The organism is Afipia sp. GW823-FHT06G09, assembly GCF_058794875.1.
This window is the reverse complement of record NZ_JBXAHF010000002.1, coordinates 774386-796306: the sequence shown is the minus strand read 5'-3', so window position 1 is coordinate 796306 and position 21921 is coordinate 774386. Positions and strand designations below refer to the sequence as shown.

General features: G+C 63.1%; 22 protein-coding genes. 13 read left to right on the top strand and 9 right to left on the bottom strand.

The genetic code is table 11. The features are described 5' to 3' along the window. The first annotated feature begins 335 nt into the window (after positions 1 to 335). Entirely contained in the window at positions 336 to 1268 is a 933-nt protein-coding gene (locus tag AC1Q67_RS11425; protein WP_492234038.1) for a hypothetical protein, read from the top strand. A 5-nt stretch (positions 1269 to 1273) separates the two neighbouring features. On the opposite strand, the gene grpE is transcribed toward AC1Q67_RS11425, so the two are convergent. Further along, on the bottom strand, positions 1274 to 1867 hold the full coding sequence (gene grpE / locus AC1Q67_RS11420; protein ID WP_492234039.1) for a nucleotide exchange factor GrpE: 594 nt from the start codon (positions 1865 to 1867) through the stop codon (positions 1274 to 1276). Between the two features lie 89 nt (positions 1868 to 1956). Beyond that, the gene (gene hrcA / locus AC1Q67_RS11415) at positions 1957 to 3048 is read right to left on the bottom strand and encodes a heat-inducible transcriptional repressor HrcA (RefSeq protein ID WP_492234040.1); all 1092 of its coding nucleotides are present in this window, start codon (positions 3046 to 3048) and stop codon (positions 1957 to 1959) included. 172 nt (positions 3049 to 3220) lie between these two features. Between hrcA and rph the strand changes: the two genes are divergently transcribed. From rph to hemW, 3 genes are read left to right on the top strand one after another with little or no spacing between them, the layout of a single operon-like run. Then, positions 3221 to 3937, top strand: a complete 717-nt coding sequence (gene rph / locus AC1Q67_RS11410; RefSeq protein ID WP_492234041.1) for a ribonuclease PH — start codon at positions 3221 to 3223, stop codon at positions 3935 to 3937. A 42-nt stretch (positions 3938 to 3979) separates the two neighbouring features. Continuing rightward, positions 3980 to 4615: an RdgB/HAM1 family non-canonical purine NTP pyrophosphatase gene (gene rdgB, locus AC1Q67_RS11405; RefSeq protein WP_492234042.1), complete on the top strand. Its 636-nt coding sequence runs from the start codon at positions 3980 to 3982 to the stop codon at positions 4613 to 4615. Next, the gene (gene hemW / locus AC1Q67_RS11400) at positions 4612 to 5769 is read left to right on the top strand and encodes a radical SAM family heme chaperone HemW (RefSeq protein ID WP_492234043.1); all 1158 of its coding nucleotides are present in this window, start codon (positions 4612 to 4614) and stop codon (positions 5767 to 5769) included. The genes rdgB and hemW overlap by 4 nt, the downstream gene beginning before the upstream one ends. Before the next feature lie 166 nt (positions 5770 to 5935). On the opposite strand, the gene AC1Q67_RS11395 is transcribed toward hemW, so the two are convergent. Next, positions 5936 to 7123 (bottom strand): penicillin-binding protein activator, encoded by a 1188-nt coding sequence (locus AC1Q67_RS11395; protein WP_024576763.1) that lies wholly within the window; start codon positions 7121 to 7123, stop codon positions 5936 to 5938. Positions 7124 to 7295: 172 nt separating this feature from the next. Here AC1Q67_RS11395 and rsmI point away from each other — a divergent pair, with 172 nt between their 5' ends. The 9 genes from rsmI to olsB all read left to right on the top strand — a co-directional run bounded on the left by rsmI (position 7296) and on the right by olsB (position 17630). After that, on the top strand, positions 7296 to 8240 hold the full coding sequence (gene rsmI / locus AC1Q67_RS11390; protein ID WP_492234044.1) for a 16S rRNA (cytidine(1402)-2'-O)-methyltransferase: 945 nt from the start codon (positions 7296 to 7298) through the stop codon (positions 8238 to 8240). After that, entirely contained in the window at positions 8227 to 8688 is a 462-nt protein-coding gene (locus AC1Q67_RS11385) for a YraN family protein (protein WP_492234045.1), read from the top strand. The genes rsmI and AC1Q67_RS11385 overlap by 14 nt, the downstream gene beginning before the upstream one ends. Before the next feature lie 88 nt (positions 8689 to 8776). Next, positions 8777 to 9718 carry a glutathione synthase gene (gene gshB / locus AC1Q67_RS11380; RefSeq protein WP_492234046.1) on the top strand — a complete coding sequence of 314 codons (942 nt, stop codon included), beginning with the start codon at positions 8777 to 8779 and terminating at the stop codon, positions 9716 to 9718. Between the two features lie 173 nt (positions 9719 to 9891). Further along, entirely contained in the window at positions 9892 to 10725 is an 834-nt protein-coding gene (locus AC1Q67_RS11375; protein WP_492234047.1) for a hypothetical protein, read from the top strand. A 150-nt stretch (positions 10726 to 10875) separates the two neighbouring features. Then, entirely contained in the window at positions 10876 to 11856 is a 981-nt protein-coding gene (locus tag AC1Q67_RS11370) for an MBL fold metallo-hydrolase (RefSeq protein ID WP_492234048.1), read from the top strand. Positions 11857 to 11969: 113 nt separating this feature from the next. Then, positions 11970 to 13508, top strand: coding sequence for a YifB family Mg chelatase-like AAA ATPase (locus AC1Q67_RS11365; protein ID WP_492234049.1), 1539 nt, complete (start codon positions 11970 to 11972; stop codon positions 13506 to 13508). A gap of 113 nt (positions 13509 to 13621) precedes the next feature. Beyond that, positions 13622 to 14086, top strand: coding sequence for a hypothetical protein (locus AC1Q67_RS11360; RefSeq protein ID WP_492234050.1), 465 nt, complete (start codon positions 13622 to 13624; stop codon positions 14084 to 14086). 153 nt (positions 14087 to 14239) lie between these two features. Next, the gene (locus AC1Q67_RS11355; RefSeq protein ID WP_492234051.1) at positions 14240 to 16492 is read left to right on the top strand and encodes an ATP-binding protein; all 2253 of its coding nucleotides are present in this window, start codon (positions 14240 to 14242) and stop codon (positions 16490 to 16492) included. 109 nt (positions 16493 to 16601) lie between these two features. Next, a complete protein-coding gene (gene olsB / locus AC1Q67_RS11350; RefSeq protein WP_492234052.1) occupies positions 16602 to 17630 on the top strand; it encodes a l-ornithine N(alpha)-acyltransferase in 1029 nt (342 codons plus the stop codon). Between the two features lie 101 nt (positions 17631 to 17731). On the opposite strand, the gene coaA is transcribed toward olsB, so the two are convergent. From coaA to AC1Q67_RS11320, 6 genes are all read right to left on the bottom strand, one after another. After that, positions 17732 to 18688, bottom strand: coding sequence for a type I pantothenate kinase (gene coaA / locus AC1Q67_RS11345; RefSeq protein ID WP_492234053.1), 957 nt, complete (start codon positions 18686 to 18688; stop codon positions 17732 to 17734). A gap of 53 nt (positions 18689 to 18741) precedes the next feature. Further along, positions 18742 to 19065, bottom strand: a complete 324-nt coding sequence (locus tag AC1Q67_RS11340) for a phosphoribosyl-ATP diphosphatase (RefSeq protein ID WP_492234054.1) — start codon at positions 19063 to 19065, stop codon at positions 18742 to 18744. Positions 19066 to 19164: 99 nt separating this feature from the next. Then, positions 19165 to 19929: an imidazole glycerol phosphate synthase subunit HisF gene (hisF, locus tag AC1Q67_RS11335; protein ID WP_492234055.1), complete on the bottom strand. Its 765-nt coding sequence runs from the start codon at positions 19927 to 19929 to the stop codon at positions 19165 to 19167. Between the two features lie 12 nt (positions 19930 to 19941). After that, the gene (hisA, locus tag AC1Q67_RS11330; RefSeq protein WP_492234056.1) at positions 19942 to 20682 is read right to left on the bottom strand and encodes a 1-(5-phosphoribosyl)-5-[(5-phosphoribosylamino)methylideneamino]imidazole-4-carboxamide isomerase; all 741 of its coding nucleotides are present in this window, start codon (positions 20680 to 20682) and stop codon (positions 19942 to 19944) included. Continuing rightward, on the bottom strand, positions 20679 to 21329 hold the full coding sequence (gene hisH / locus AC1Q67_RS11325) for an imidazole glycerol phosphate synthase subunit HisH (RefSeq protein ID WP_492234057.1): 651 nt from the start codon (positions 21327 to 21329) through the stop codon (positions 20679 to 20681). The genes hisA and hisH overlap by 4 nt, the downstream gene beginning before the upstream one ends. Continuing rightward, positions 21326 to 21826, bottom strand: coding sequence for a DUF2628 domain-containing protein (locus AC1Q67_RS11320; protein ID WP_492234058.1), 501 nt, complete (start codon positions 21824 to 21826; stop codon positions 21326 to 21328). The genes hisH and AC1Q67_RS11320 overlap by 4 nt, the downstream gene beginning before the upstream one ends. Positions 21827 to 21921: the final 95 nt, after the last annotated feature.

Here is a 21921-nt window from a genome sequence, read left to right as displayed (position 1 = left end):
GTCCTTCTTTTTGCGGCAGGTTGGCTGGGCCCTGACGGCGCACCAATCCAAACCCCCAAGTATCAAATATTCGCGACGTTGCGACGCTCCGCCTCATATAGGAGGGGGGCATGGGCCCGCAAGGACCGGCCCTTGTAAACAGCCGGGAAAATGAATTCCGGCAGGCCCCGTGAGCCCTCCCTCCAGGCGCGGAAAGCCTCCGCGAATGCGTCAATTTGCAACGATTCGGGCCTTGATCTGTTGGCCCGGCGCAGAAACAGTCAAAGCCTCGCAACGAGACCATCTCGCGCCGGACCGACCATCGAACGGCCTCAATACGACATCAGTCAGGTTTCATGAAAACAATCGCCCGCGTTCTCGCCATTGCCGCCATCACCATGGCCTCGCCCGCCCTTGCCGCTGATCCTGTGTTCCCGTCGGGTGCGCGGGTCGGGCTGGTGCCCGCTGAAGGGCTGAATGTGGCCAAGGAATTCCTCGGCTTCGAATCCGAAGACCAGAAGATCAAGGTCGGAGTAGCCGAGATTCCACCCGAGGCTTTCGCAGCGGTCGAGACTGCCGTGAAAGAGGGCAAGGCACCCCCCGCCGGCGCCAAGCCGGAAGCCTTCGACACCGCAGCAGGCAAAGCCTTCATTACCTCGGATATCGGCAAGGACGGCGCAACCACCGTCCGGATGTATTCGCTGATCGTGTCTGGTGACAAGTTTACGGGCTACGTTATTGCGCAAGCGCGCGAGGACGCGGCGAAGCCGCTTTCCGACGAGGCCGTTCGCAAGATGCTGGCGTCGACAAAGCTGCGCAAGGACGTTCCGGTCGACGAGCAGCTCAGCCTGATGCCGTTCAAGATCGGTGAACTCGGCGAGTTCAAGACCGTTCGCACCCTGGCGCCGCGCTCGTCGATCCTGCTGACCGACGGCACCGAAGACACGACGCTGGATGGTGCGCCTTACATGGTGATCGGCCTGACCGCGGCGGGTCCGGCCTCGCCGGAAGATCGCGGGCGCTTCGCGCAGCAGACCGCTGCCACCATTCCCGGCATTCGCAACGCGCGCATCACATCGAACGAGCCGCTGCGGATCGAGGGCACGCCCGGATACGAAACCCGGATCGATGCGGTGGCCGGCAAGAACGATACACCGGTGACCGTGGTGCAGTGGCTGAGATTCGGCGGCGGATCATCGCTGCGGATCATCGCCAGCGCGACCCGCGACGAATGGCCGAAGGCGTTCCCGCGATTCCGCGCGGTCCGCGACGGCATCGATCCGCGCTAGAAGAACTAGCTCTTCGCGCCGCCCTTGGACACGGCAACCAGCGCCGGACGCAGCACGCGATCGCCGATGGTGTAACCGCCCTGCACGACCTGCACGACGGTTCCCGCAGGGACCGAGGAATCCGGCACCTCGTACATCGCCTGATGGAAGTTCGGATTGAACTTCTCGCCGAGCGGATCGAGCTTCTGCACGCCGTTCTTTTCCAGCGCCTTGTGCAGCGCCTTCTCGGTCAGTTCGACGCCTTCGATCAGGCCTTTGAGGCCTGCATCGGCGGCTTCGCGCGCCTCTGTCGGCACCGCATCCAGCGCACGCTGGAGATTATCGGCGATGTCGAGTACGTCACGCGCGAACGCCGTGATGCCGTAAGTGCGCGCATCCGTGACTTCCTTCGCCGTGCGCTTGCGCAGGTTTTCCATCTCCGCAAGCGTGCGGAGCGTGCGGTCCCTGGCCTCGGCGACTTCCTTGGTGAGCGCCTCGACCGACCCTTCCTCAGGATCGTCCGGCATCACGTAAGGCTTTGAGACCACGGGTTCCTTGTCGTTCGCCGCTTCCGGCGCAGACGTGTCCTGCGGTTCCTTTTGCCCGTTGGAATTGGCCATTACTCACCTTTTCAGAAAATCGTCATCGCGAATGTGTGATTGTTAGCCCGCATATCGTGCTTTGGACGCGGAAAATCAAGCGCGAAGCGTTATTTGCCGATCAGCTGACTGACGATCCGGGCGGCATAATCGACCGTCGGAATGACCCGCGCATAGTTCAGCCGCGTCGGGCCGATCACACCCAGCACACCAACGATATGGCCTGCGCCGTCGCGATAGGGCGCGATAATGGTCGAGGAGCCGGACAGCGAGAACAGCTTGTTTTCGGAGCCGATGAAGATGCGCACGCCGTCGGCGCGTTCCGCGCGGCCGAGCAGGTCGATCACGCCTTTCTTCGCTTCAAGGTCGTCGAACAAGAGCCGCACCCGCTCGAGATCCTCCATCGCGTGAAGATCTTCCAGAAGATTGGCGTGACCGCGAACGATCAGTTGCCGCTCGTCGCTGGCGCCGCCCGACCAGCTCGCGATACCCGCTGCAATCACCTTCTGCGTGAGTTGATCGAGCTCGCTGCGTCCCGCCGTCAGCGCGGCTTCGAGTTCGCTGCGCGCTTCGGCCAGCGTGCGCCCGCGAATTCGCGAATTGAGAAAATTGGAAGCTTCCGTCAATGCCGATGACGGCACGCCCGGCGGCAGCGGCAGCACGCGGTTCTCGACCTGACCGTCTTCCGCCACCAGCACGACCAGTGCCTGCGTCGGTTCAAGGCGGACGAATTCGATATGCTTGAGCCGCACGTTCGACTTTTGCGTCAGCACAACGGCGGCGGCGCGGGTCAATCCCGAGAGCCGCGTCAAGGCTTCGCTCAATGCAGCCTCGATCGATGTCGCCCCACCGACGGACTTGAGCTGACCTTCGATCGACTGGCGCTCCGGCTCGGTCAGATCGCCGACCTGCATCAGCGCATCGACGAAAAAGCGCAATCCCAGTTCTGTCGGCAGCCGGCCCGCGGAGGTGTGCGGCGCGTAGATCAGTCCCAACTGCTCAAGATCCGACATCACGTTGCGCACCGAGGCCGGAGACAGCGGCATCGTGATAAGGCGCGAGATGTTGCGCGAGCCTACCGGCTCGCCGGTGGCCAGATAGCTCTCGACGATCTGGCGGAAGATATCCCGCGACCGCTCGTTGAGCTGCGCCAGTCCGGCGTTCGGCGTGATCAGATGGCCTATCGGGTCGTGGTGGGCCAAAATCGAGCTCCAAACGGGTTGTTTCTGCTACAATTGTCCATCGCGCGGCGCGCTGACAAGCGTCATTCTGCGAACATCCTTATCGGCCCCTCATCTTCCCTTGCCGCTGCGGGCCCAACCCCCTAAAAGCAGCGCCAAATCGACGTTTCCCTATGTTTCTGGAGGATATCTCATGCGGCCGAGCCGTCGCGCGCCCGACGAACTGCGCCCCGTCACGCTGGAACGCGGCGTGGTCAAATACGCCGAAGGTTCCTGCATGGTGAAATTCGGCGACACCCATGTGCTGGTCACCGCAACGCTGGAAGATCGCCTGCCGCCATGGCTGAAAGGTCAGGCCCGCGGCTGGGTCACCGCCGAATACGGCATGCTGCCGCGCGCCACCCATGAGCGCATGCGCCGCGAGTCCGCCGCCGGAAAGCAGAGCGGCCGCACCGTCGAGATTCAGCGCCTGATCGGCCGCTCACTGCGCACCACCGTGGATCTCGTTGCGCTGGGCGAACGTCAGATCACGGTGGACTGCGATGTCATTCAGGCCGACGGCGGCACCCGCACTGCGTCAATCACCGGCGCCTGGGTCGCTCTTGCAGATTGCCTGCAATGGATGAAGGCCCGCAACATGCTGAAGAACGACAACGTGCTGCGCGACAACGTCGCCGCGATTTCGTGCGGGATCTACAACGGCACGCCGGTGCTCGACCTTGATTATGCGGAAGACTCCGAAGCCGAGACCGATGCGAACTTCGTCATGACCGGCGACGGCCGTATCATCGAAGTCCAGGGCACCGCCGAAAAGACGCCATTCTCACAGGAGGAGTTTCTCAACTTGATGGCGCTGGCCAAGAAGGGCGTCGCCCGGCTGGTCGACCTGCAAAAAATGGCGGTAGCGTAATTTCCCGCTTTCAACCGCGCTTCTCAGGGATAAGCATTGCGCATGAGTGATCATCGCCGAATCACCGGCCGCCTTGTGATCGCGACCCACAATCCCGGCAAGCTCGCCGAGATGCGCGAACTGCTGGCACCGTATGGTGTTGAAGCGGTGTCCGCGGCGGAACTCGGCCTCGCCGAACCGATTGAGACCGGCACGACCTTCCAGGCCAATGCCCGCATCAAGGCCGTGGCCGCGGCACAGGCGACGAAACTTCCGGCCTTCGCCGACGACTCGGGCCTCGCAGTCGAGGCGCTCGATGGCCAGCCCGGAATCTATTCGGCGCGCTGGGCCGGAGATGACAAGAATTTTCTCGCAGCGATGTCGCAGATCGAACGCCTGTTGCAGGAGCGCGGCGCGAAGGAGCCTGCGCAGCGCAAGGCGCATTTCGTCTCGGCGCTCTGTGTTGCCTGGCCGGACGGCCATCAGGAGGATGTCGAAGCGCGCGTCGATGGCACGCTGGTCTGGCCGCCGCGCGGCACCGCCGGCTTCGGCTACGATCCGGCGTTTCTGCCGGACGGTCACAGCCGCACCTTCGGCGAGATGACCAGCATCGAGAAGCATGGCTTGCCGCCGCACGGCATGGGTCTCTCCCATCGCGCCAAGGCTTTCGTGAAACTCGCGGAGATGTGCCTCAAATGAGCGCTGACGCGAAACAGGCCTTCGGTGTTTACGTCCACTGGCCGTTCTGCCTGTCGAAGTGTCCGTACTGCGACTTCAACAGCCATGTGCGCCACGCGCCGATCGACGAGTTTCGTTTTGCCCGTGCTTTCGAGCGCGAAATCGAGACCACCGCCGCGCGCACCCCGAGCCGCGAGGTCACGTCGATCTTTCTTGGGGGCGGCACGCCATCGCTGATGCAGCCGCAGACCGTCGGCGCGATCCTCAACGCCATCGCCAGGCACTGGCGCGTCGCCAGCGACGTCGAAGTAACGCTCGAAGCCAATCCGACCAGCGTCGAGGCCACGCGCTTCAAGGGCTATCGCGCAGCGGGTGTGAATCGTGTCTCCCTCGGCGTACAGGCGCTCGACGATGCATCACTGAAGGCGCTCGGGCGCCTGCACACCGCGCGCGAAGCGCTCGACGCGGTCGCCATCGCGCGCTCGGCATTCGACCGCTATTCGTTCGATCTGATCTACGCGCGTCCCGACCAGACCCCGCGGATGTGGGAAGACGAACTCAAGCTCGCGGTGGCGGAAGCCGCCGAGCATCTGTCGCTGTATCAGCTCACCATCGAGCCGGAGACACCGTTCTTCGGTCTGCATGCCGCCGGCAAGCTCAAGATCCCCGACGAGGCTGTGGCGCGCGCACTCTATGACGTGACGCAGGATGTCTGCGCCAAACTCGGCCTGCCCTCCTACGAGATCTCCAATCACGCGCGGCCAGGCGCGGAGTGCAAGCACAACCTCGTCTACTGGCGGGGACAGGAATATGCCGGCATCGGTCCTGGTGCACATGCCCGTCTCGATATCGACGGTATCCGTCACGCCATCGCCACCGAGAAGCGGCCGGAGACCTGGCTGATGCGCGTCGAGGCGCAGGGGCATGGCGTGATCAGCGACGACCTGCTCAACAGCGAAGAGCGCGCCGACGAATATCTGCTGATGGGGCTGCGTCTGGCGGAAGGCATTGATCCGGTACGCTATCGCGCGCTGTCGGGCCGCGCGCTCGATCCGAGGCGGATCGAAATCCTGCGGGATGAGGGCGCAATCGCCGTCGATCCCGACGGGCGCGTGCGGGTGACGATGCAGGGATTTCCGGTGCTGGACGCCGTGGTCGCGGATCTGGCGGCTTAGTAAAATCTTTTCTGGACCACAGAATCGCTGCACGATCTGCTCCCTCTCCCCGGCGGGGAGGGGGTTGGGGTGAGGGGCTCTCAATCTATCGAGAGATTCTACGCCCTCACCCGATGCACTTCGTGCATCGACCTCTCCCCACGGGAGAGGTAAAGAAAAAAACTCTCTACGCCCCAAAACTCTTCGGCGATCCGGCGACAATCTGTCCGCCGCCGGCCGTGACGCGCATCACCGCCAGACCGCGCTCATTGGTGCCGTCGCTGCGGAATCGAAACAGCCCGTCGATACCTGCAAAACCTGACGGATTGGTCAGGACCTCCGGCGAAAACCGCTGGCCGCCCTGTGTTCGCGCGAGCGCCGCAACCAGCGCAACTCCATCATAGGCAAGCGTGGCGGTACGGACCGGATCACCGCTGTACTTCGCACGGTAGCGCTGGGAAAAGCTGCGGAAGCCGGATGGATCGGGCGCAGCATAAAGCCCGCCCCGCAAATTGGTGTTCGCGAACACGCGGGGATTGTCCCAGAGACCCGTGCCGAGCAATTGCACCCGCTTGAGATCAGCTCCGCCCGCGGCAAGCGAATCCGCAACTCCGGCCAGCGCATCGCCATCGTCAGCGAGCAGCAACGAATCCGCATTGGTTAGCGCCTGGCCGATGGTCGCTGCGGGTTGCGCGCGATCGGCGCCGTATTTCTCAAACGCGGCAATGCGCCCGCCCCGGCGCGGGACGGCCTGCTTGAACGCGGCTTCGACCACGTTGCCGTAGGCATTTTCCGGCAGCAGGGCTGCAAAGGATCGCTTGCCGGTGCCTGCGGCGTATTCAACGATCCGGTTGACGTCCGACTCGGGAAGAAAGCTCAGGAGATAGACGCCGCGTCCGGCAACACTCGAGTCAGTCGAGAACGCGATCATCGAGATACCGCGATTGCGCGCGACCTGCGCGGCGGCCGGCACCGACTGGGCGAACAATGGCCCGAGAATGATTTCAGCGCCTTCATCGACGGCCTGCTGCGCACCCTGCTGTGCGCCCTGAGGCGTCCCGTTATCGTCCTTGATCAGAAGCTGGATGTTCGGATTCTGGAATTCGGCGAGCGCCAGTTCTGCGGCGTTGCGCATCGATTGCGCGGCCACGGCGGCATTGCCGGATGCGGACAGCGGCAGCAGCAGCCCGACCTTGACCTGGCCGCTGCCCACCGCCGCCGGCTGCTGTGGCGGGCCGGCAGGCTGCTCGCCACCGGAGAACGGCGACTGCATTCCGGCGCAACCGGCAAGAAGAGGCGCCCCCAGAATCAGGCCGACAGCACTGCGGCGGGTCGCGCCGGTGCGTGGAGGCTTTGGAGTGAACGGCGCAACCATCATTGTCTTCCGGGTATCGATCCTCAGACACGTGTGGAAGAGGATTCAGGCATATTGTCGGCTATAAGCGAGCCGGATCAAAGGCTTTTTGCACATTCCAGCACAACCGGAGATGAACAGCTATTGCAGGTGCGAACAAGACGCGGCGGCGCTGCCGCGCTAGATTGCCCCGATGCGCACCAAATCATCTCCCGCTTCACTACCTGATTCCGACCCCACCCGCAGTTTCGCGATCGCAGGGCAGCTTGTGCATGCGCCGAAGGCCGCGCCTGGCCTGTATCTGGTCGCAACGCCCATCGGCAACCTCGGCGACATCACGCTGCGCGCACTGGAAACCCTCGCCGGCGCCGACATTGTGGCCTGCGAAGACACCCGCATCACACGGCGGCTGCTTGAACGATTCTCCATCGCCGCACCGCTGATGCAGTATCACGAGCACAACGCCGCAGCGGCGCGGCCGAAGATTCTGGAGAAGCTCGCGGAAGGTGCGTCCATCGCGCTGGTGTCCGATGCCGGAACGCCGCTGATTTCCGATCCCGGCTTCAAACTGGTGCGTGAGGTCAGCGCGGCGGGTTTCCCGGTGATCGCATTGCCGGGTCCGTCGTCGGTGCTGACGGCACTCTCGGTGGCGGCGCTGCCGACGGATCGCTTTTTCTTCGAGGGCTTCCTGCCGTCGAAACAGAATGCGCGCCGCACGCGCCTCACCGAGCTTGCGCGCATCGATGCCACGCTGGTGATGTTCGAGAGCGGGGCACGGGTGCAGGATTGCCTGCATGATCTTGCGGGCGTCATGGGCGAGCGCGAAGCCGCGATCTGCCGCGAAATGACCAAGCTGCATGAGGAAGTGCGCCGCGCGACGGTGAATGAACTCGCGGCAATCGCCGACACGCTGGAGACGCGCGGCGAATTCGTGCTGGTGATCGGGCCGCCCGCCGCCGATGCCGGGCTGATGAGCAATGATGCGCTCGACGATCTGCTGCGCTCCGCGTTGGCGAACGGCAGCGTCAAGGATGCAGTCGCGCAGGCAGTCGACGCATCGGGTCGCGCCAAGCGCGAGGTCTATGCCCGCGCACTTGAACTCTCGAAAGAAACGCGGAGCGGCGATGACGCGGAATAGCGATCCGCCACCGCGAACGCTCAAGACGCGTGGCACCATCGCGCCAACGAATTCAGCGCACGAGGACCGCCCAGCAAAAATTCCCTCGCCTGCGCGCGTGGCCGCGTTCCAGACCGGCCTGTCTGCCGAGAGCAAGGCCTGCGTTTACCTGATCGCCAAGGGGTATCGTATTCTGGCGCGTCGTTTTCGTACGCCCTATGGCGAAATCGACGTCGTTGCACGGAGGCGGGGACTACTCGCCTTTGTCGAGGTCAAGGCGCGCGCCTCGCTCGACGACGCGGCGTACTCCATCACCCCCCAACAGCAGCAGCGCATTGTCGCCGCCGCCCAGTTCTGGCTGATGACGCATCCCGAGCATGCGGATTTCGAAATGCGCTTCGATGTGGTCCTGATCGCGCCGAAGCACCTGCCAAAGCACCTGATGGCGGCGTTCGATGCCAGTGTCTGACGGGCAGGGTTGCGCGGATTTGTTCTGGAAAGATCGCGCCAAATCGCACAGATTGCCGCCGCAACAGGTCAACAGTCAGGTTTAAAGCATGAAGCTGAACGTCGCCGTCCAGATGGACCCCATCGTGCGGATCAACATTCGCGGCGACTCCACATTCGCGCTGCTGCTCGAAGCGCAGAAGCGCGGCCATGCGCTGTCCTACTATACGCCGGAAAAACTGTCCCTGAAGGGCGAGCAGCTGGTTGCGGTAATCCAGCCGCTGACCGTGCGCGATCAGGAAGGCGATCACTTCACGCTGGGCGATGCCACGCGCGTCGATCTCGAATCCTTCGACGTGATCCTGCTGCGGCAGGACCCGCCGTTCGATCTCGCCTACATCACCACGACTCATTTCCTCGAACGCATCCATCCGAAGACGCTGGTTGTCAACAATCCGGCCAGCGTGCGCAACGCACCGGAAAAAATCTTCGTGATGGAGTTTGCGGACCTGATGCCGCCGACGCTGATTTCGCGCGACAAGGACGAGATCAACGCATTCCGCGCCGAGCATGGCGACGTGGTGATGAAGCCGCTTTACGGCCATGGCGGTGCGGCGGTGTTCCGGATCACGCCGAACGACATGAATTTCGGTTCGCTCTACGACATGTTCTCGGTGACGTTCCGCGAGCCGTGGGTGATCCAGCGCTTCCTCCCCGAAGTGAAGCATGGCGACAAGCGCATCATCCTGGTCGACGGCGAATTCGCCGGTGCGGTCAATCGTGTCCCCGCAGCTGACGATCTGCGCTCCAACATGGTGCGCGGCGGCGCGGCCGCTGCAACCGATCTGTCGCCACGCGAGCGCGAAATCTGCGCACGGCTGGGACCCGCGCTGCGCGAGCGCGGCCTCCTGTTCGTCGGCATCGACGTGATCGACGGTCATCTGACCGAAATCAACGTCACTTCGCCCACCGGCATCCGCGCGATTGCCCGGCTCGGCGGGCCCGATGTTGCGGCAAAGATCTGGGATGTCATTGCCGCCCAGCGCCGCTGAAAATTTCTGACGAATAATGACGCCATCGCCTGTCAGCGATCCCTGTCGCGCCACGCGTCTGCGATGCATTTGATGGCCTTAATCAATTGCTGACCACCTTCTGCCAATCTCGCGGCAGGGGGAGTGTGCCGCTACCGGATACGCGGTATGCGTGCACCGAAACGGGCTGGCCAATGGCAATTGAAGTCTTCAACGGCACATCGATTCCGCGCGAGTTGACCACCGCTGCGATGGAATTCCTGTGGGTTAAGTGGAAAACTCTAAACGATACCAATGACTTGACCCTGCAGCGGCTGACAGAAGAAAGCTCCTATCAGCTTCGCGCCAACTCCATTCATCTGCTCACGATCAATGACGACTTCGTCTACATGTACGTGGGCGAGGCGGTTCAGGCCAACGCCAGCGAACATCTGGCAGGCAGCCTGCTGTCGCAGCAGGTCAATCCGCTGAAGCGGGAATTCGCCGACGTCTATCGTCAGGTGGCCAAGCGCCTCACCCCCGCCTTCGTCCGCTTTACCGCAACCTGGTCGCAAACCGGCCAGCTGTGGCAGCGCCTGATTCTGCCGATCAAGGTCACCGACGGCGCCGTTATTCTTGTGGTCTATTCGGAGCTGATCAATCATCAGACCGAGATCTACGATCACCTGTTCCGCACCGCGCCAGATGCGATGATCATCGCCTGCCCCATCACCAACGATGCCGGTCACGCCATCGACGGCTGGGTGCTGATGATGAACGACCGCGCACGCCATCTGCTGAAATTCGACGGCACCATCGGCAACCTGCGCCTGACCCAGTTGCCGCAATTCGCCGGTGTCGATATCTGGGGCCGGCTCTACGCACCGAAATCCGCCGCCGCCGCAACGCCGGTGACCACCGCGGACTTCAATGTCGATATCATGCGTTTTCCGCATGTGTTCGGACTTCGCATCTCGCCGAAGGTCGACGACAGGGACGTCACGCTGGTTCCGCACAGCAGCGCCCACGCCGCAAATCAGCCCGCCTGATTTTTCGAGACATTCCAGTTCGCCAATTTTGAAGCCGGCTTGACACTGCGCATGCGTGCGCATGCCGGTCCTTGCCAGTGCATCGCAACGCGCCTCATAATCGCGACCGCGACCATAAGCGGCCAACAACAAAATTCAACGGAGGAACGCATGACGATTGATGTTTCGCGACGATCTCTCCTTGCCCTTGGTGCAGGACTCGGCGCAAGTCTTGGCGCAACCGTGATGAGCAACGGCGCGATGGCGCGTGCGCCCAAGCTTGGCACGCAGGCTCCCTACTTTCATCGCTTCACGCTCGGCGACGCCGAAGTCACGGTGGTTTCCGACGGGCCGCTGCCGCTCGGCGATCCATCCGGCACATTCCTCGGCGTGCCGAAGGAAGACGTGCAGAAGATGCTGAGCGATAACTTTCTCAGCCCCAGCAATGTCATTCTCGAACAGAACGCGCCGATCGTGAATTTCGGCGAACGCATTGTCCTGTTCGACACCGGCATGGGCACGTCGAAACTTTTTGGACCGACCACCGGGCGTTTGCAGAAGAGCATCACCGAGGCCGGTCTCAAGCCGGAGGATGTCGATGCGATCGTTTGCTCGCACGCGCATATCGATCATATCGGCGGCATTGTCGATGAAGGCGGCAAGCCGCTGTTTCCGAATGCGCAGGTCTATATCAGCCAGGCCGATCTCGAGTTCTGGACCGACGAAAAGAAACTGGACGGACCGCTCAAGGATTTCATCGCGCACGCCCGCAAGAACCTGATGCCGGTACGCGACCGCATCGTGTTCTTCAAGGACGGCCAGGAATTCCTGCCGGGCATCACCGCAATAGCCGCGCCCGGCCACACCTTCGGCCACCACATCTTCATGATCCAGTCGAATGGAAAGTCGTTCGCATTCCTCGGCGACCTCACCCACCATCAGGTGTTGCTGCTGGAGCGGCCGAAGATGGAGTTCGCCTACGACTCCGATCCGAAGATGGCCGCGGCCACCCGGGTCAAGCTGCTGGACACGATCGCGGCCAACAAGACGGCGGTGATGTCCTATCATTTCCCCTGGCCAGGCTACGGCCATGTGGTGAAGGCCGGCGAGGGCTTCCGCTACATCCCCGAGCCGATGATCATGAATCTCTGACTGCTGACCTGCGGCAGAAGGCACGTCCTCCTGCCGCAGGCCCCAGAGTGTTCCCTAAATGTTCTTGCGTCCGGAAAAGTTCCTGCTAGGGTTGTGGCGGGGGCGAGGGAGCAATGGTTCAGCGCGTTTCCACGGTGGCGTTTGAAGGCATCGAAGCCCGCGCGGTGGACGTGCAGGTTCAGGTCGCGCCTGGATTACCTGCTTTTTCAATCGTCGGCCTGCCGGACAAGGCGGTGTCGGAAGCACGCGAGCGGGTGCGCTCCGCCCTGATCGCCTCGGGCCTTGCGCTGCCGGCCCGGCGAATCACCGTCAATCTGGCGCCCGCCGACCTGCCCAAGGAAGGCAGTCACTACGATCTCCCCATTGCCCTCGGGCTGATGGCTGCCATCGGCGCAATCCCGCCCGATGCGCTGAGCGGATTTACGGTACTCGGTGAGCTGGGCCTCGATGGCTCGATCGCGCCGGTCGCCGGTGTCCTCCCAGCAGCGATTGGAGCCAATGCACGCGATGAGGGATTGATCTGCCCGGCGGCCTGCGGCGCGGAAGCGGCTTGGGCCAGCCCCGAGATTCAGATCGTTGCGGCAGCGTCGCTGATTCAGATCGCCAACCACTTCAAGGGCACACAGGTTCTGACGCGGCCCGAGCCGAAGATCACCGAACGCCAGATCGCATCGCTCGACCTGCGCGACATCAAGGGCCAGGAAAGCGCCAAGCGCGCGCTGGAGATCGCCGCCGCCGGCGGGCATCACTTGCTGATGATCGGATCACCTGGCGCGGGCAAGTCGATGCTCGCGGCGCGGCTGCCCTCGATCCTGCCCCCGCTGTCGCCGTCCGAACTGCTCGAGATTTCGATGATCGCATCTGTCGCGGGCGAAATCGAAGGCGGCGCGCTGACGGCGCGGCGGCCGTTCCGCGCGCCGCATCACTCCGCAAGCATGGCCGCGCTGACCGGCGGCGGCATGCGCGCAAAACCCGGTGAAATTTCGCTGGCGCATCACGGTGTGCTGTTTCTTGACGAACTGCCGGAGTTCGATGCACGCGTGCTGGATTCGCTGCGCCAGCCGCTGGAGAACGGCGAGGTCGCCGTGTCGCGGGCAAACCATCGCGTGACATACCCCGCGCGTTTCATGCTGGTTGCGGCGATGAATCCCTGCCGCTGCGGACATGCCTATGAGCCCGGCTATTCCTGCAAGCGCGGCCGCATCGACCGATGCACCGCAGATTATCAGGGCCGTATTTCCGGACCGCTGATGGATCGCATCGATCTGCGCATCGAAGTGCCGGCCGTGACCGCATCCGACCTGATTCTTCCGGCGCCTGCGGAAGGCTCCGCTGAAGTTGCGGCGCGTGTCGCCGCGGCCCGCGCCGTTCAGATCGCGCGCTACGCGGCCTTGGGCCTGCCGCACATCCGCACCAACGCGGAAGCCCCGGCCGCGGTGCTGGAAGAAATCGCGCAGCCCGATGCGCAGGGGCAAAAGCTGCTGCGCGACGCCGCAGAAACCATGCGGCTGTCGGCACGCGGCTATCACCGCGTGCTGCGGGTGGCGCGCACCCTCGCCGACCTCGATGGCGCGGACACCATCGGGCGGCTTCATCTCGCCGAGGCCCTGTCCTACCGCGCGCTGGCTGAAGATTTACGCCGCGCGGCGTAGCTCATATCCGCGCCCGCAAACCCTTCAGTAACGATCTCTCTTTACACTTCAAAAACCATAAACCGCCCTGTCGTGGCGGCTTTGGCGGTAACCCGTGTTGCGAGTAGCGTCCCATGTTGCGTGTCAAGATCCTGGCCTCGACCATTCCGCTCTTGCTGGCCGGCGTGGTCGCCGGCGGTGAACTGATCCCGAGCGCAAGTCCCTGCATCGCGCTGGGCCGGGCTTCGATGCAGATCGCAACCGGCCCATGGCAAAATCCGCTTCATGTCTCCTTCACCGACGATCCGGAAGTCGCCACCGTGCGGGTTCAGGTGGTCGACAACGCCGACATGGCGGACTTCGCCGTGATCGACGGCCTGCAGACCGCCGAGACAGATAGTTGCACGGTCTCCCGTCATACAACATTCGTCAGCATCGTCGATCACGCCTCAACATCCGATCCGGTGATCTATCTGTCCCAGGAAGCCGGCGCGGACTACCGGATCTTCGTGCAATCGCGGACGTTCAGCCCGCGCGACGCGGCCGCGCTCGTGGTCAGCGCCGGACACAACGTCCGCCTGGCCGAGCGGTCGATGTGACGCCGCCGCGATCGATCCCGGCGTTAACACGTCGTTAGCCACGTTTGTATCGCCGCCGACGATCCACAGGCGCTTCAAACTCTTCGAAACATCCCCAACACATTCTTGCGCGGGCTTTCCTCACGCACGATCCCAACCGCGGAGCGGACAATAATGCTGCGAGCCTTGCGCATCCGATCCCGGCTTCGCCGTTTCGCCCGCCGGCATCCCTGGATCAGCGCCACGATCCGCTCGGTGATGATTTTCTCCGCAGCTTTTGGCGGAGCCTACGGGTTCATTACCGGAAGCCGCAGCGAGACCTATGATCCGCACAGCTTCGCCCTCGGTGCGAGCTTCCTGTTCGCGCTGGCCTGTCTGGCGCTTGCCACGCTCAGCATGCGGATGCGCTGGCTGCGGAAGAAGATGCGCAAGATCGAACTGCACAATGAGGCGCTGGCCGACCGCAACTGGGAACTGAAGGGCGCCGAGGAACATGCCCGCAGCCTGTTCGAATCCCAGAGCGACCTGATCGTGCTGCGCGACAGCGACGGAATCATCACCTCAGTGAACGACGCTTACTGCGCCCTCGCACGCAAACCGCGCGAGGCTCTGATCGGGACACGGTTCACGCTTCCCGTGCTGGAACAGGGCGCCGTTGCGATCGAGCCGAACGGGACACGGGTTCACGACCAGAAGATCGACAGCGCAACGGGTCCGCGCTGGGTCGCCTGGCGCGAGGGACTGGTCCGCAGCGATGCCCATCAGCCCGCCGATCTGCAATGCGTCGGCCGAGATGTGACGGACCGCGCCGAGACCGAAAGGGCTCTTGCCGAAGCGCGCGACATCGCCAATTCCGCCAACCGGGCGAAATCGAAATTCCTCGCCATGGCGTCCCACGAGATCCGCACACCGCTGAACGGCATCATCGGCATGAGCAACCTGCTGCTCGACACAGCACTGACCGCAGAACAGGCGACCTATGCGAAGGCGGTGAAGGCATCCGGCGACGCCTTGATGGCGCTGATCGACGAGCTTCTCGATTTCTCGAAGATCGAAGCAGGCAAGATCGATCTCGAACACCGGCCGTTTGCACTCGCAGCAATGATCGAGGAGATCACCGAATTGCTCGCGCCCCGTGCGCAGGCGCGCAAGCTCGAGATTGCATCCTATGTCGACGAGCGGTTACCGGCTGAGGTGATTGGCGACGCGGCGCGGCTGCGGCAGGTCCTGCTCAATCTCGCCGGCAACGCCATCAAGTTCACGCCCGCCGGCGGCGTCGCCCTGATCGTCGAGCCCGGCATCTGGCCCGGTGAGATCTCCTTCCTTGTCCGCGACACGGGCATCGGCATCGCGCCGGAAGCGCAGCAGCGGATCTTCCGAGAGTTCGAACAGGCCTCCGAGGGTACGGCGCGCAATTACGGCGGGACGGGTCTGGGGCTCAGCATCAGCGAGCGTATCGTCCGGCGCATGGGCGGGCGGATCACGCTGGAAAGCACTGAGGGCAACGGTGCAACATTCGCGTTCTCGATTCCGCTCGCGCCGGCAGCGCACAGCGATGGCGTTGCGTCGTCCTTCCTCGCACCCGATCTGACAGACAGGTCGGTCCTGCTGGTCGGCCCGCAGTCGATCGAAGCCTCGCTGATTGCCCGGCGCCTGGGACGCTGGGGCGCGCAGACCTGCACGGTGGCGGACGCAGCCATCGCACACGCATTGCTGCCGGAGCGTTCGTGGTACGCAATCCTCGTCGATTGTACGAGCGGCGATGCGCAGTTGCAGGATTTCGCCGAGACCGCCTCCCGCCATGCCATGCATCGGATCGCGATGTTTACGCCGTCGGCGCGCCGCGATATCGCGCCCGGCATGATGGCTCTGTTCACGGGATATCTGGTGAAGCCGCTGCGCGCGACATCGCTGGCTGCACGTCTGTCGATGCCCGGCGCAGCGCTGGTGCCGGAACTTCCTGACGACACCGAAACTGCGATCGAATCCTCGACTATTGTCTCGCCGCAGATTGCGCAGCGCCCGCTCTCGATCCTTGTTGCGGAAGACAACGAGATCAACGCACTCCTGATCCGGTCGTTGCTGACGCGCATGGGCCACCGCGCGGTCATCACCACCGACGGCGAGCAGGCCCTTGAGTCATGGCTGGCCGCAGACGGCGCCGGCACGCCTTACGATGTGGTGCTGATGGACATCCAGATGCCGAAGCTGGACGGCATCGCGGCCACGAAACGAATTCGTGCGCTTGAGTCGGAGCGCAGCCCGCAACGAACGAGAATTCTTGCGCTAACGGCAAACACCCTGGTGGATGATCGCTATGCCTGCTTCGAAGCGGGCATGGATGGCTTTCTGGTCAAGCCGCTCGACCGCGACAAGCTGACGGATGCGCTGGCGGCAACTGCGTCATCACGCACGGTGACTGCCTGAACCCCACCATCGCTGCGCGGTGCGTTGTCATAAATCCGTATCACGACCATGATTATTGATGCCTCAGGGCTGCGCTTGACGAATCAATGCGCGCAGCCGCGAGGAAGCCATGAGCGGCAACAAACCGGCGCTGACGAAGCCGGATGCAAACTCTAAAACATTTCGACAGCAGGCCGTTCGAAGCCCGCTTGAAGTATTTCGCCAAAATCCGTTGGTGCAGATGCTCCGGCCCGCTCATGCAAAATCGGCCGCAACGACCGCCGCCACCTGGCTGATGCCAAACCTTCTGCACTCAAGCCTGCGCGGCGAGGCCGTGCCGGAGATGATACAACCCGCGCGCCTCGGCAAGATCGGCTCGCTGGAAGTCCGTCTTGCTCAATCCAAGAGCGACGTGAAGCGCGCGCAGAAGCTGCGCTACAAGGTGTTCTACAAGAATGGCTCCGCCATCGCCGACGCCGCGACCATGCTGGCACAGCGCGACAAGGATGCGTTCGACAAGATCTGCGATCACCTGCTCGTGGTGGATCATGCCGCCAAGCCGACAATGAGCGGCAAGCAGCCCGTGGTCGGCACCTATCGGCTGCTGCGCCAGGATGTCGCCGAAAAACACGGCGGTTTCTACACCGGTGACGAGTTCGACATTTCAGGTCTGATGCAGCGGCAGACAGGCCTGAAGTTCCTCGAGCTCGGCCGTTCGTGCGTATTGCCGCCCTATCGCACCAAGCGAACTGTTGAATTGCTGTGGCACGGCGTGTGGAGCTATGTGCGCCGGCATAATCTCGATGTGATGATCGGCTGCGCCAGCTTCGAGGGCACAGATCCCGACCGGCTCGCATTGCCGCTGTCGTTCCTGCACCACTTCGCAGCCGCGCCGGAAGGCTGGCGTGCCAGCGCTCATCCTTCGCGCCGGGTGGACATGAACCGTATCGCGAAAGAGGATATCGACACCAAGGCGGCGCTGCGGATGCTGCCGCCGCTGATCAAGGGTTATCTTCGGGTTGGCGCCTTCATTGGGGATGGCGCCGTAGTCGACCACCAGTTTGGCACCACGGATGTACTGGTTGTCATGCCGGTGTCGGCGATCTCCGGCCGTTATCTCGATCACTTCGGCGCCGACGCAACGCGTCACGCGGCATGATCCACCTGACTGTCATTGCGAGCGCAGCGAAGCAATCCACTTTTGGGAGAAGCTGGATTGCTTCGTCGCTCCGCTCCTCGCAATGACGAAGAAAACTCTGCCTACAGCCGCCGCAACTGAACGTCCTCGATGATGTGGTCGCTACCCTTCTTCAGGATCAGCGTCGCCCGCGGCCGGGTCGGCAGGATGTTCTCTTCCAGATTAACCAGGTTGATGGTGGTCCAGAGCTCAAGGGCCCTGTCGGTCGCTTCCTTGTCGGACAGCTTGGCGTAGCGATTGAAGTAGGACCGCGGATCGCGGAACGCCGTGTCGCGCAATGTGAGAAAGCGCTCGACATACCACTCGCGCAGGATCGGCTCCTCCGCATCGATATAGACCGAGAAGTCGAAGAAGTCCGACACATACGGAACGGCCTTGCCGTCGCGCGGCAGACGTCCGGTTTGCAGCACGTTGACGCCTTCAACGATCAGGATGTCGGGCCGGTCGATTTCGACGCCTTCGTTGGGAATGACGTCGTAGGTGAGATGCGAGTAGACCGGCGCGCGGACCGGCCGGCGTCCGGCCTTGATGTCGGATAGGAAGCTGAGCAGCGCCGGAAGGTCGTAGCTTTCGGGAAAGCCCTTCTTCTGCATCAGGCCTTCGCGCTCCAGAATCTCGTTCGGAAACAGAAAGCCGTCGGTGGTGACAAGATCCACCTTGGGCCGCGGCGACCAACGCGCGAGAAGCGCTTGCAGCACACGGGCCGTGGTCGACTTGCCCACCGCCACCGATCCGGCGACGCCAATAATGTAGGGCATCTTACGATCTTCGATGCCGAGGAAGTGTCGCTGCGCGACGAACAGGCGCTGGGCCGCCGCGACATAGAACGACAGCAGGCGCGACAGCGGCAGATAGATTTCCTCGACCTCCTTGATATCGAGGCGATCATGCATCGAGTGCATCCGCGCGATTTCCTCGGCGGTCAGCGTCATCGGCATGTCGTCGCGCAGGGCGGCCCACTGTGCGCGCGAGAAAACGCGGTAGGGATTGTACTGAACCTGGTCGGCTCTCACATCCATGAGCCATTCCCTCCTGCCCGGCACCCGCGTATGCCGCGTCTGCCGGAATTGAACTAATCGCGCTTGCGCGCAGCTTTCTCTTCAAGGCCCGACATCTGAGTGCGCTGCGCCAGCGCGTCTTCGACATCGGCAAGACTGATGCCGCGCGACTTCAGCAGCACCAGAAGATGGAAGACGAGATCGGCGCTCTCGGCGATCAGATGATCGCGGTTGTTCTCAACGGCGGCGATGACGGTTTCGACCGCTTCCTCGCCCAGCTTCTTGGCACAGTGATCGGCGCCCTTGTCCAGCAGCTTGCGGGTATAGGACGCATCTCCGCCCGACGCCGCGCGGGCATCGATGGTGGTTGCCAGATCGTGGATCGTAAAACGGCTCATAAAGCGCCTTCTATCACTTCCGTACCCCGGTAGGGAGCGCAAAGAATTGATCGGATTCAGGTATTTGGCATACGGCCAGTTGCCTTCCCATAACGAAGCTCATGGATCGAGCCGCATCGGCAATCCGGCGCGAACCATGTGGTCCTTCGCCTGGCGGATGGTGAACTCCCCGAAGTGGAAAATCGAAGCGGCCAGCACCGCGGTGGCGTGCCCCTCGCGGATGCCCGCGACCAGATGGTCGAGATTGCCGACACCGCCGGAGGCGATGACCGGAACCTTGACGCTGTCGGCGATGGCGCGGGTCAGGTGAATATCGAAACCCTGCCGCGTGCCGTCGCGGTCCATCGAGGTCAGCAGGATTTCTCCGGCGCCCAGCGAAACCACCTCCTGCGCGTATTCGATGGCGTCGATGCCGGTCGACTTGCGGCCGCCGTGGGTAAAAATCTCCCAGCGGTCGGAGCCGGTGCGCTTGGCGTCGATGGCGACAACGATGCACTGGTCGCCGAACTTCTCCGCGGCTTCCTTGACGAATTCACGCCGTGCAACCGCCGCCGAATTGATCGACACCTTGTCGGCGCCATACGTCAGGAGCGTGCGGATATCGTCCACGGTGCGCACGCCGCCGCCAACCGTCAGCGGCATGAAGCAGGCTTCCGCCGTCCGCCGCACCACATCGAGAATGGTGCCGCGGTTCTCGTGGGTTGCGGTGATGTCGAGAAAGCAAAGTTCGTCCGCGCCTGCTGCGTCATAGGCAATCGCAGCTTCGACCGGATCGCCCGCGTCACGCAGATCGACGAAGTTGACGCCCTTGACGACACGGCCGTCTTTCACGTCGAGACAGGGAATCACGCGAACCTTGAACATCGTTGCCTGCCCTTAAGCCGCCGCCCGCGCGTTGCGGATCAGCGTCAATGCCTCGGCCGGATCGAGGCGGCCGTCGTACAGCGCGCGGCCGGAGATCGCGCCTTCCAGCTTTTTGGCGCGAGGCTCAAGCAGCGCCTTCACATCCGCGATGGAGGCGAAACCGCCGGAGGCAATCACCGGAATTGAGATCGCGTCGGCCAGCGCGATTGTCGCGTCGAGGTTGAGACCCTTGAGCAGACCGTCGCGCGCAATGTCAGTGAAGATGATCGCAGCGACACCGGCGTCCTCAAAACGCTGCGCGATATCGAGTGCCGTTACAGTCGACGTCTCAGCCCAGCCTTCAACGGCGACCCTGCCGTCGCGCGCATCGAGACCCACCGCAACCCGGCCCGGAAATTTTTTCGCGGCCTCTTTCACCAGCGCGGGATCGCGCACCGCGGCAGTGCCTATGATGACCCGGCGAATGCCCTTGGCGAGCCACGCCTCGATGGTCGCGAGATCGCGAATGCCGCCGCCGAGCTGCACCGGAAATTTCACCACCTTGAGCATGGCTTCCACAGCCTGCGCATTCATCGGCTTGCCGGCAAACGCGCCGTCGAGATCGACAACGTGAAGATATTCGAACCCCTGCGTCTCGAAGGTTTTGGCCTGCGCGGCGGGATCGAGGTTGAACACGGTCGCGCGCGCCATGTCGCCCTGCTCGAGGCGCACGCACTCACCGTTCTTGAGATCGATCGCGGGAAAAAGAATCACGGTTTCCACTTCAGAAAATTTGAGATCAGGGCGAGACCAAAACGCTGGCTCTTCTCGGGGTGAAACTGCGTGCCGATCGCGGTGTCCCTGGCGACGATCGCCGTCACCGGCCCGCCGTAGTCGGCGCGCGCGACAACGTCGGCCTCATTCGCCGCATTCAGGTGATAGGAGTGCACGAAATAGGCATGGCGGCCTTTGTCACCGAGCGGCAGCCGCTCCAGCACCGGATGCTCACGCACCAGATCGAGCGTGTTCCAGCCCATGTGCGGAATTTTCAGATCTTCCTCGCGCGGCGTGATCTTCACGACGTCACCCGAAATCCAGTCGAGTCCCGGCGTTGTGACGTATTCCTTGCCCTGGGTCGCCATCAACTGCATGCCGACACAGATGCCGAAGAACGGCCGTGCCTTGTCGCGCACGGCCTCGGTCATCGCGTCGACCATACCGTCCAGTCCATCGAGGCCTTTGCGGCAGTCGGCGAAGGCGCCGACGCCGGGCAAGACAATGCGATCTGCACGGAACACCGTGTCGGGATCGCGGGTCACGACAATCTTCGCCGGCTGCTCCATGCTGCGCGCCGCACGCTCGAAAGCCTTTGCCGCCGAGTGCAGATTGCCAGAGCCGTAATCGATGATGGCAACGCTCAACGCGACGCTCCGGATTCAGGAAACAAGCCGATAATGCCTTGCGGCTGCGAAATGGATGCGCGCGGCAGCGGAGGCGGAGACGACGCTCCTGTGCGCTCACTGCCTTGCGCGACCTTTGCATTCCAGCGCTCGAAGAAGCGGCGCTCGGCATCTTCCTCAGAGTCCGCCACGACAACGTCGAGCTGACGCCATTTGCGGCCCGACAGCTTCCAGCGGCGCAGCGATCCGGCCTCAAGCCCGACCAGCACCGCGATGACAGCCATCACAAGCAACCGCGCGCCCGACCCGACGCCCGCGGCCGACATGGCGATTTCAGCCACGATCATCAGCGCGATGTAGCCGAGCAGCGCCAGCCACAGCCGGTGCCAGATCAGCCAGAAGATCGCAGCAACGAAAGCCCAGACATAAAACCCGTCGCGTACGAACACGAGCTTTTCCGGCGCCGTGCGGACATCGACGCCGTAGCTCGCCGGAGCGTGAACCGTATAAACCGCCATGATCGTTCTCCGGAACCTCGTTCGGCACGATCCGGCAAAGATCGTGCGTCACTCACTGGTCCAAAAGTGAATTCCAGCGCATGACCGGCATGCGC

Excerpts from the sequence above, each read along its gene's own strand:
- grpE (WP_492234039.1), bottom strand. The coding sequence starts at position 1,867 with ATGGCCAATTCCAACGGGCAAAAGGAACCGCAGGACACGTCTGCGCCG.
- AC1Q67_RS11365 (WP_492234049.1), top strand. The coding sequence starts at position 11,970 with ATGGTTCAGCGCGTTTCCACGGTGGCGTTTGAAGGCATCGAAGCCCGC.
- rdgB (WP_492234042.1), top strand. The coding sequence starts at position 3,980 with ATGAGTGATCATCGCCGAATCACCGGCCGCCTTGTGATCGCGACCCAC.
- AC1Q67_RS11370 (WP_492234048.1), top strand. The coding sequence starts at position 10,876 with ATGACGATTGATGTTTCGCGACGATCTCTCCTTGCCCTTGGTGCAGGA.
- hemW (WP_492234043.1), top strand. The coding sequence starts at position 4,612 with ATGAGCGCTGACGCGAAACAGGCCTTCGGTGTTTACGTCCACTGGCCG.
- hisF (WP_492234055.1), bottom strand. The coding sequence starts at position 19,929 with ATGTTCAAGGTTCGCGTGATTCCCTGTCTCGACGTGAAAGACGGCCGT.
- AC1Q67_RS11395 (WP_024576763.1), bottom strand. The coding sequence starts at position 7,123 with ATGGTTGCGCCGTTCACTCCAAAGCCTCCACGCACCGGCGCGACCCGC.
- gshB (WP_492234046.1), top strand. The coding sequence starts at position 8,777 with ATGAAGCTGAACGTCGCCGTCCAGATGGACCCCATCGTGCGGATCAAC.
- coaA (WP_492234053.1), bottom strand. The coding sequence starts at position 18,688 with ATGGATGTGAGAGCCGACCAGGTTCAGTACAATCCCTACCGCGTTTTC.
- AC1Q67_RS11355 (WP_492234051.1), top strand. The coding sequence starts at position 14,240 with ATGCTGCGAGCCTTGCGCATCCGATCCCGGCTTCGCCGTTTCGCCCGC.
- AC1Q67_RS11425 (WP_492234038.1), top strand. The coding sequence starts at position 336 with ATGAAAACAATCGCCCGCGTTCTCGCCATTGCCGCCATCACCATGGCC.
- rsmI (WP_492234044.1), top strand. The coding sequence starts at position 7,296 with ATGCGCACCAAATCATCTCCCGCTTCACTACCTGATTCCGACCCCACC.
- AC1Q67_RS11320 (WP_492234058.1), bottom strand. The coding sequence starts at position 21,826 with ATGGCGGTTTATACGGTTCACGCTCCGGCGAGCTACGGCGTCGATGTC.
- AC1Q67_RS11340 (WP_492234054.1), bottom strand. The coding sequence starts at position 19,065 with ATGAGCCGTTTTACGATCCACGATCTGGCAACCACCATCGATGCCCGC.
- AC1Q67_RS11385 (WP_492234045.1), top strand. The coding sequence starts at position 8,227 with ATGACGCGGAATAGCGATCCGCCACCGCGAACGCTCAAGACGCGTGGC.
- AC1Q67_RS11375 (WP_492234047.1), top strand. The coding sequence starts at position 9,892 with ATGGCAATTGAAGTCTTCAACGGCACATCGATTCCGCGCGAGTTGACC.
- rph (WP_492234041.1), top strand. The coding sequence starts at position 3,221 with ATGCGGCCGAGCCGTCGCGCGCCCGACGAACTGCGCCCCGTCACGCTG.
- AC1Q67_RS11360 (WP_492234050.1), top strand. The coding sequence starts at position 13,622 with ATGTTGCGTGTCAAGATCCTGGCCTCGACCATTCCGCTCTTGCTGGCC.
- olsB (WP_492234052.1), top strand. The coding sequence starts at position 16,602 with ATGAGCGGCAACAAACCGGCGCTGACGAAGCCGGATGCAAACTCTAAA.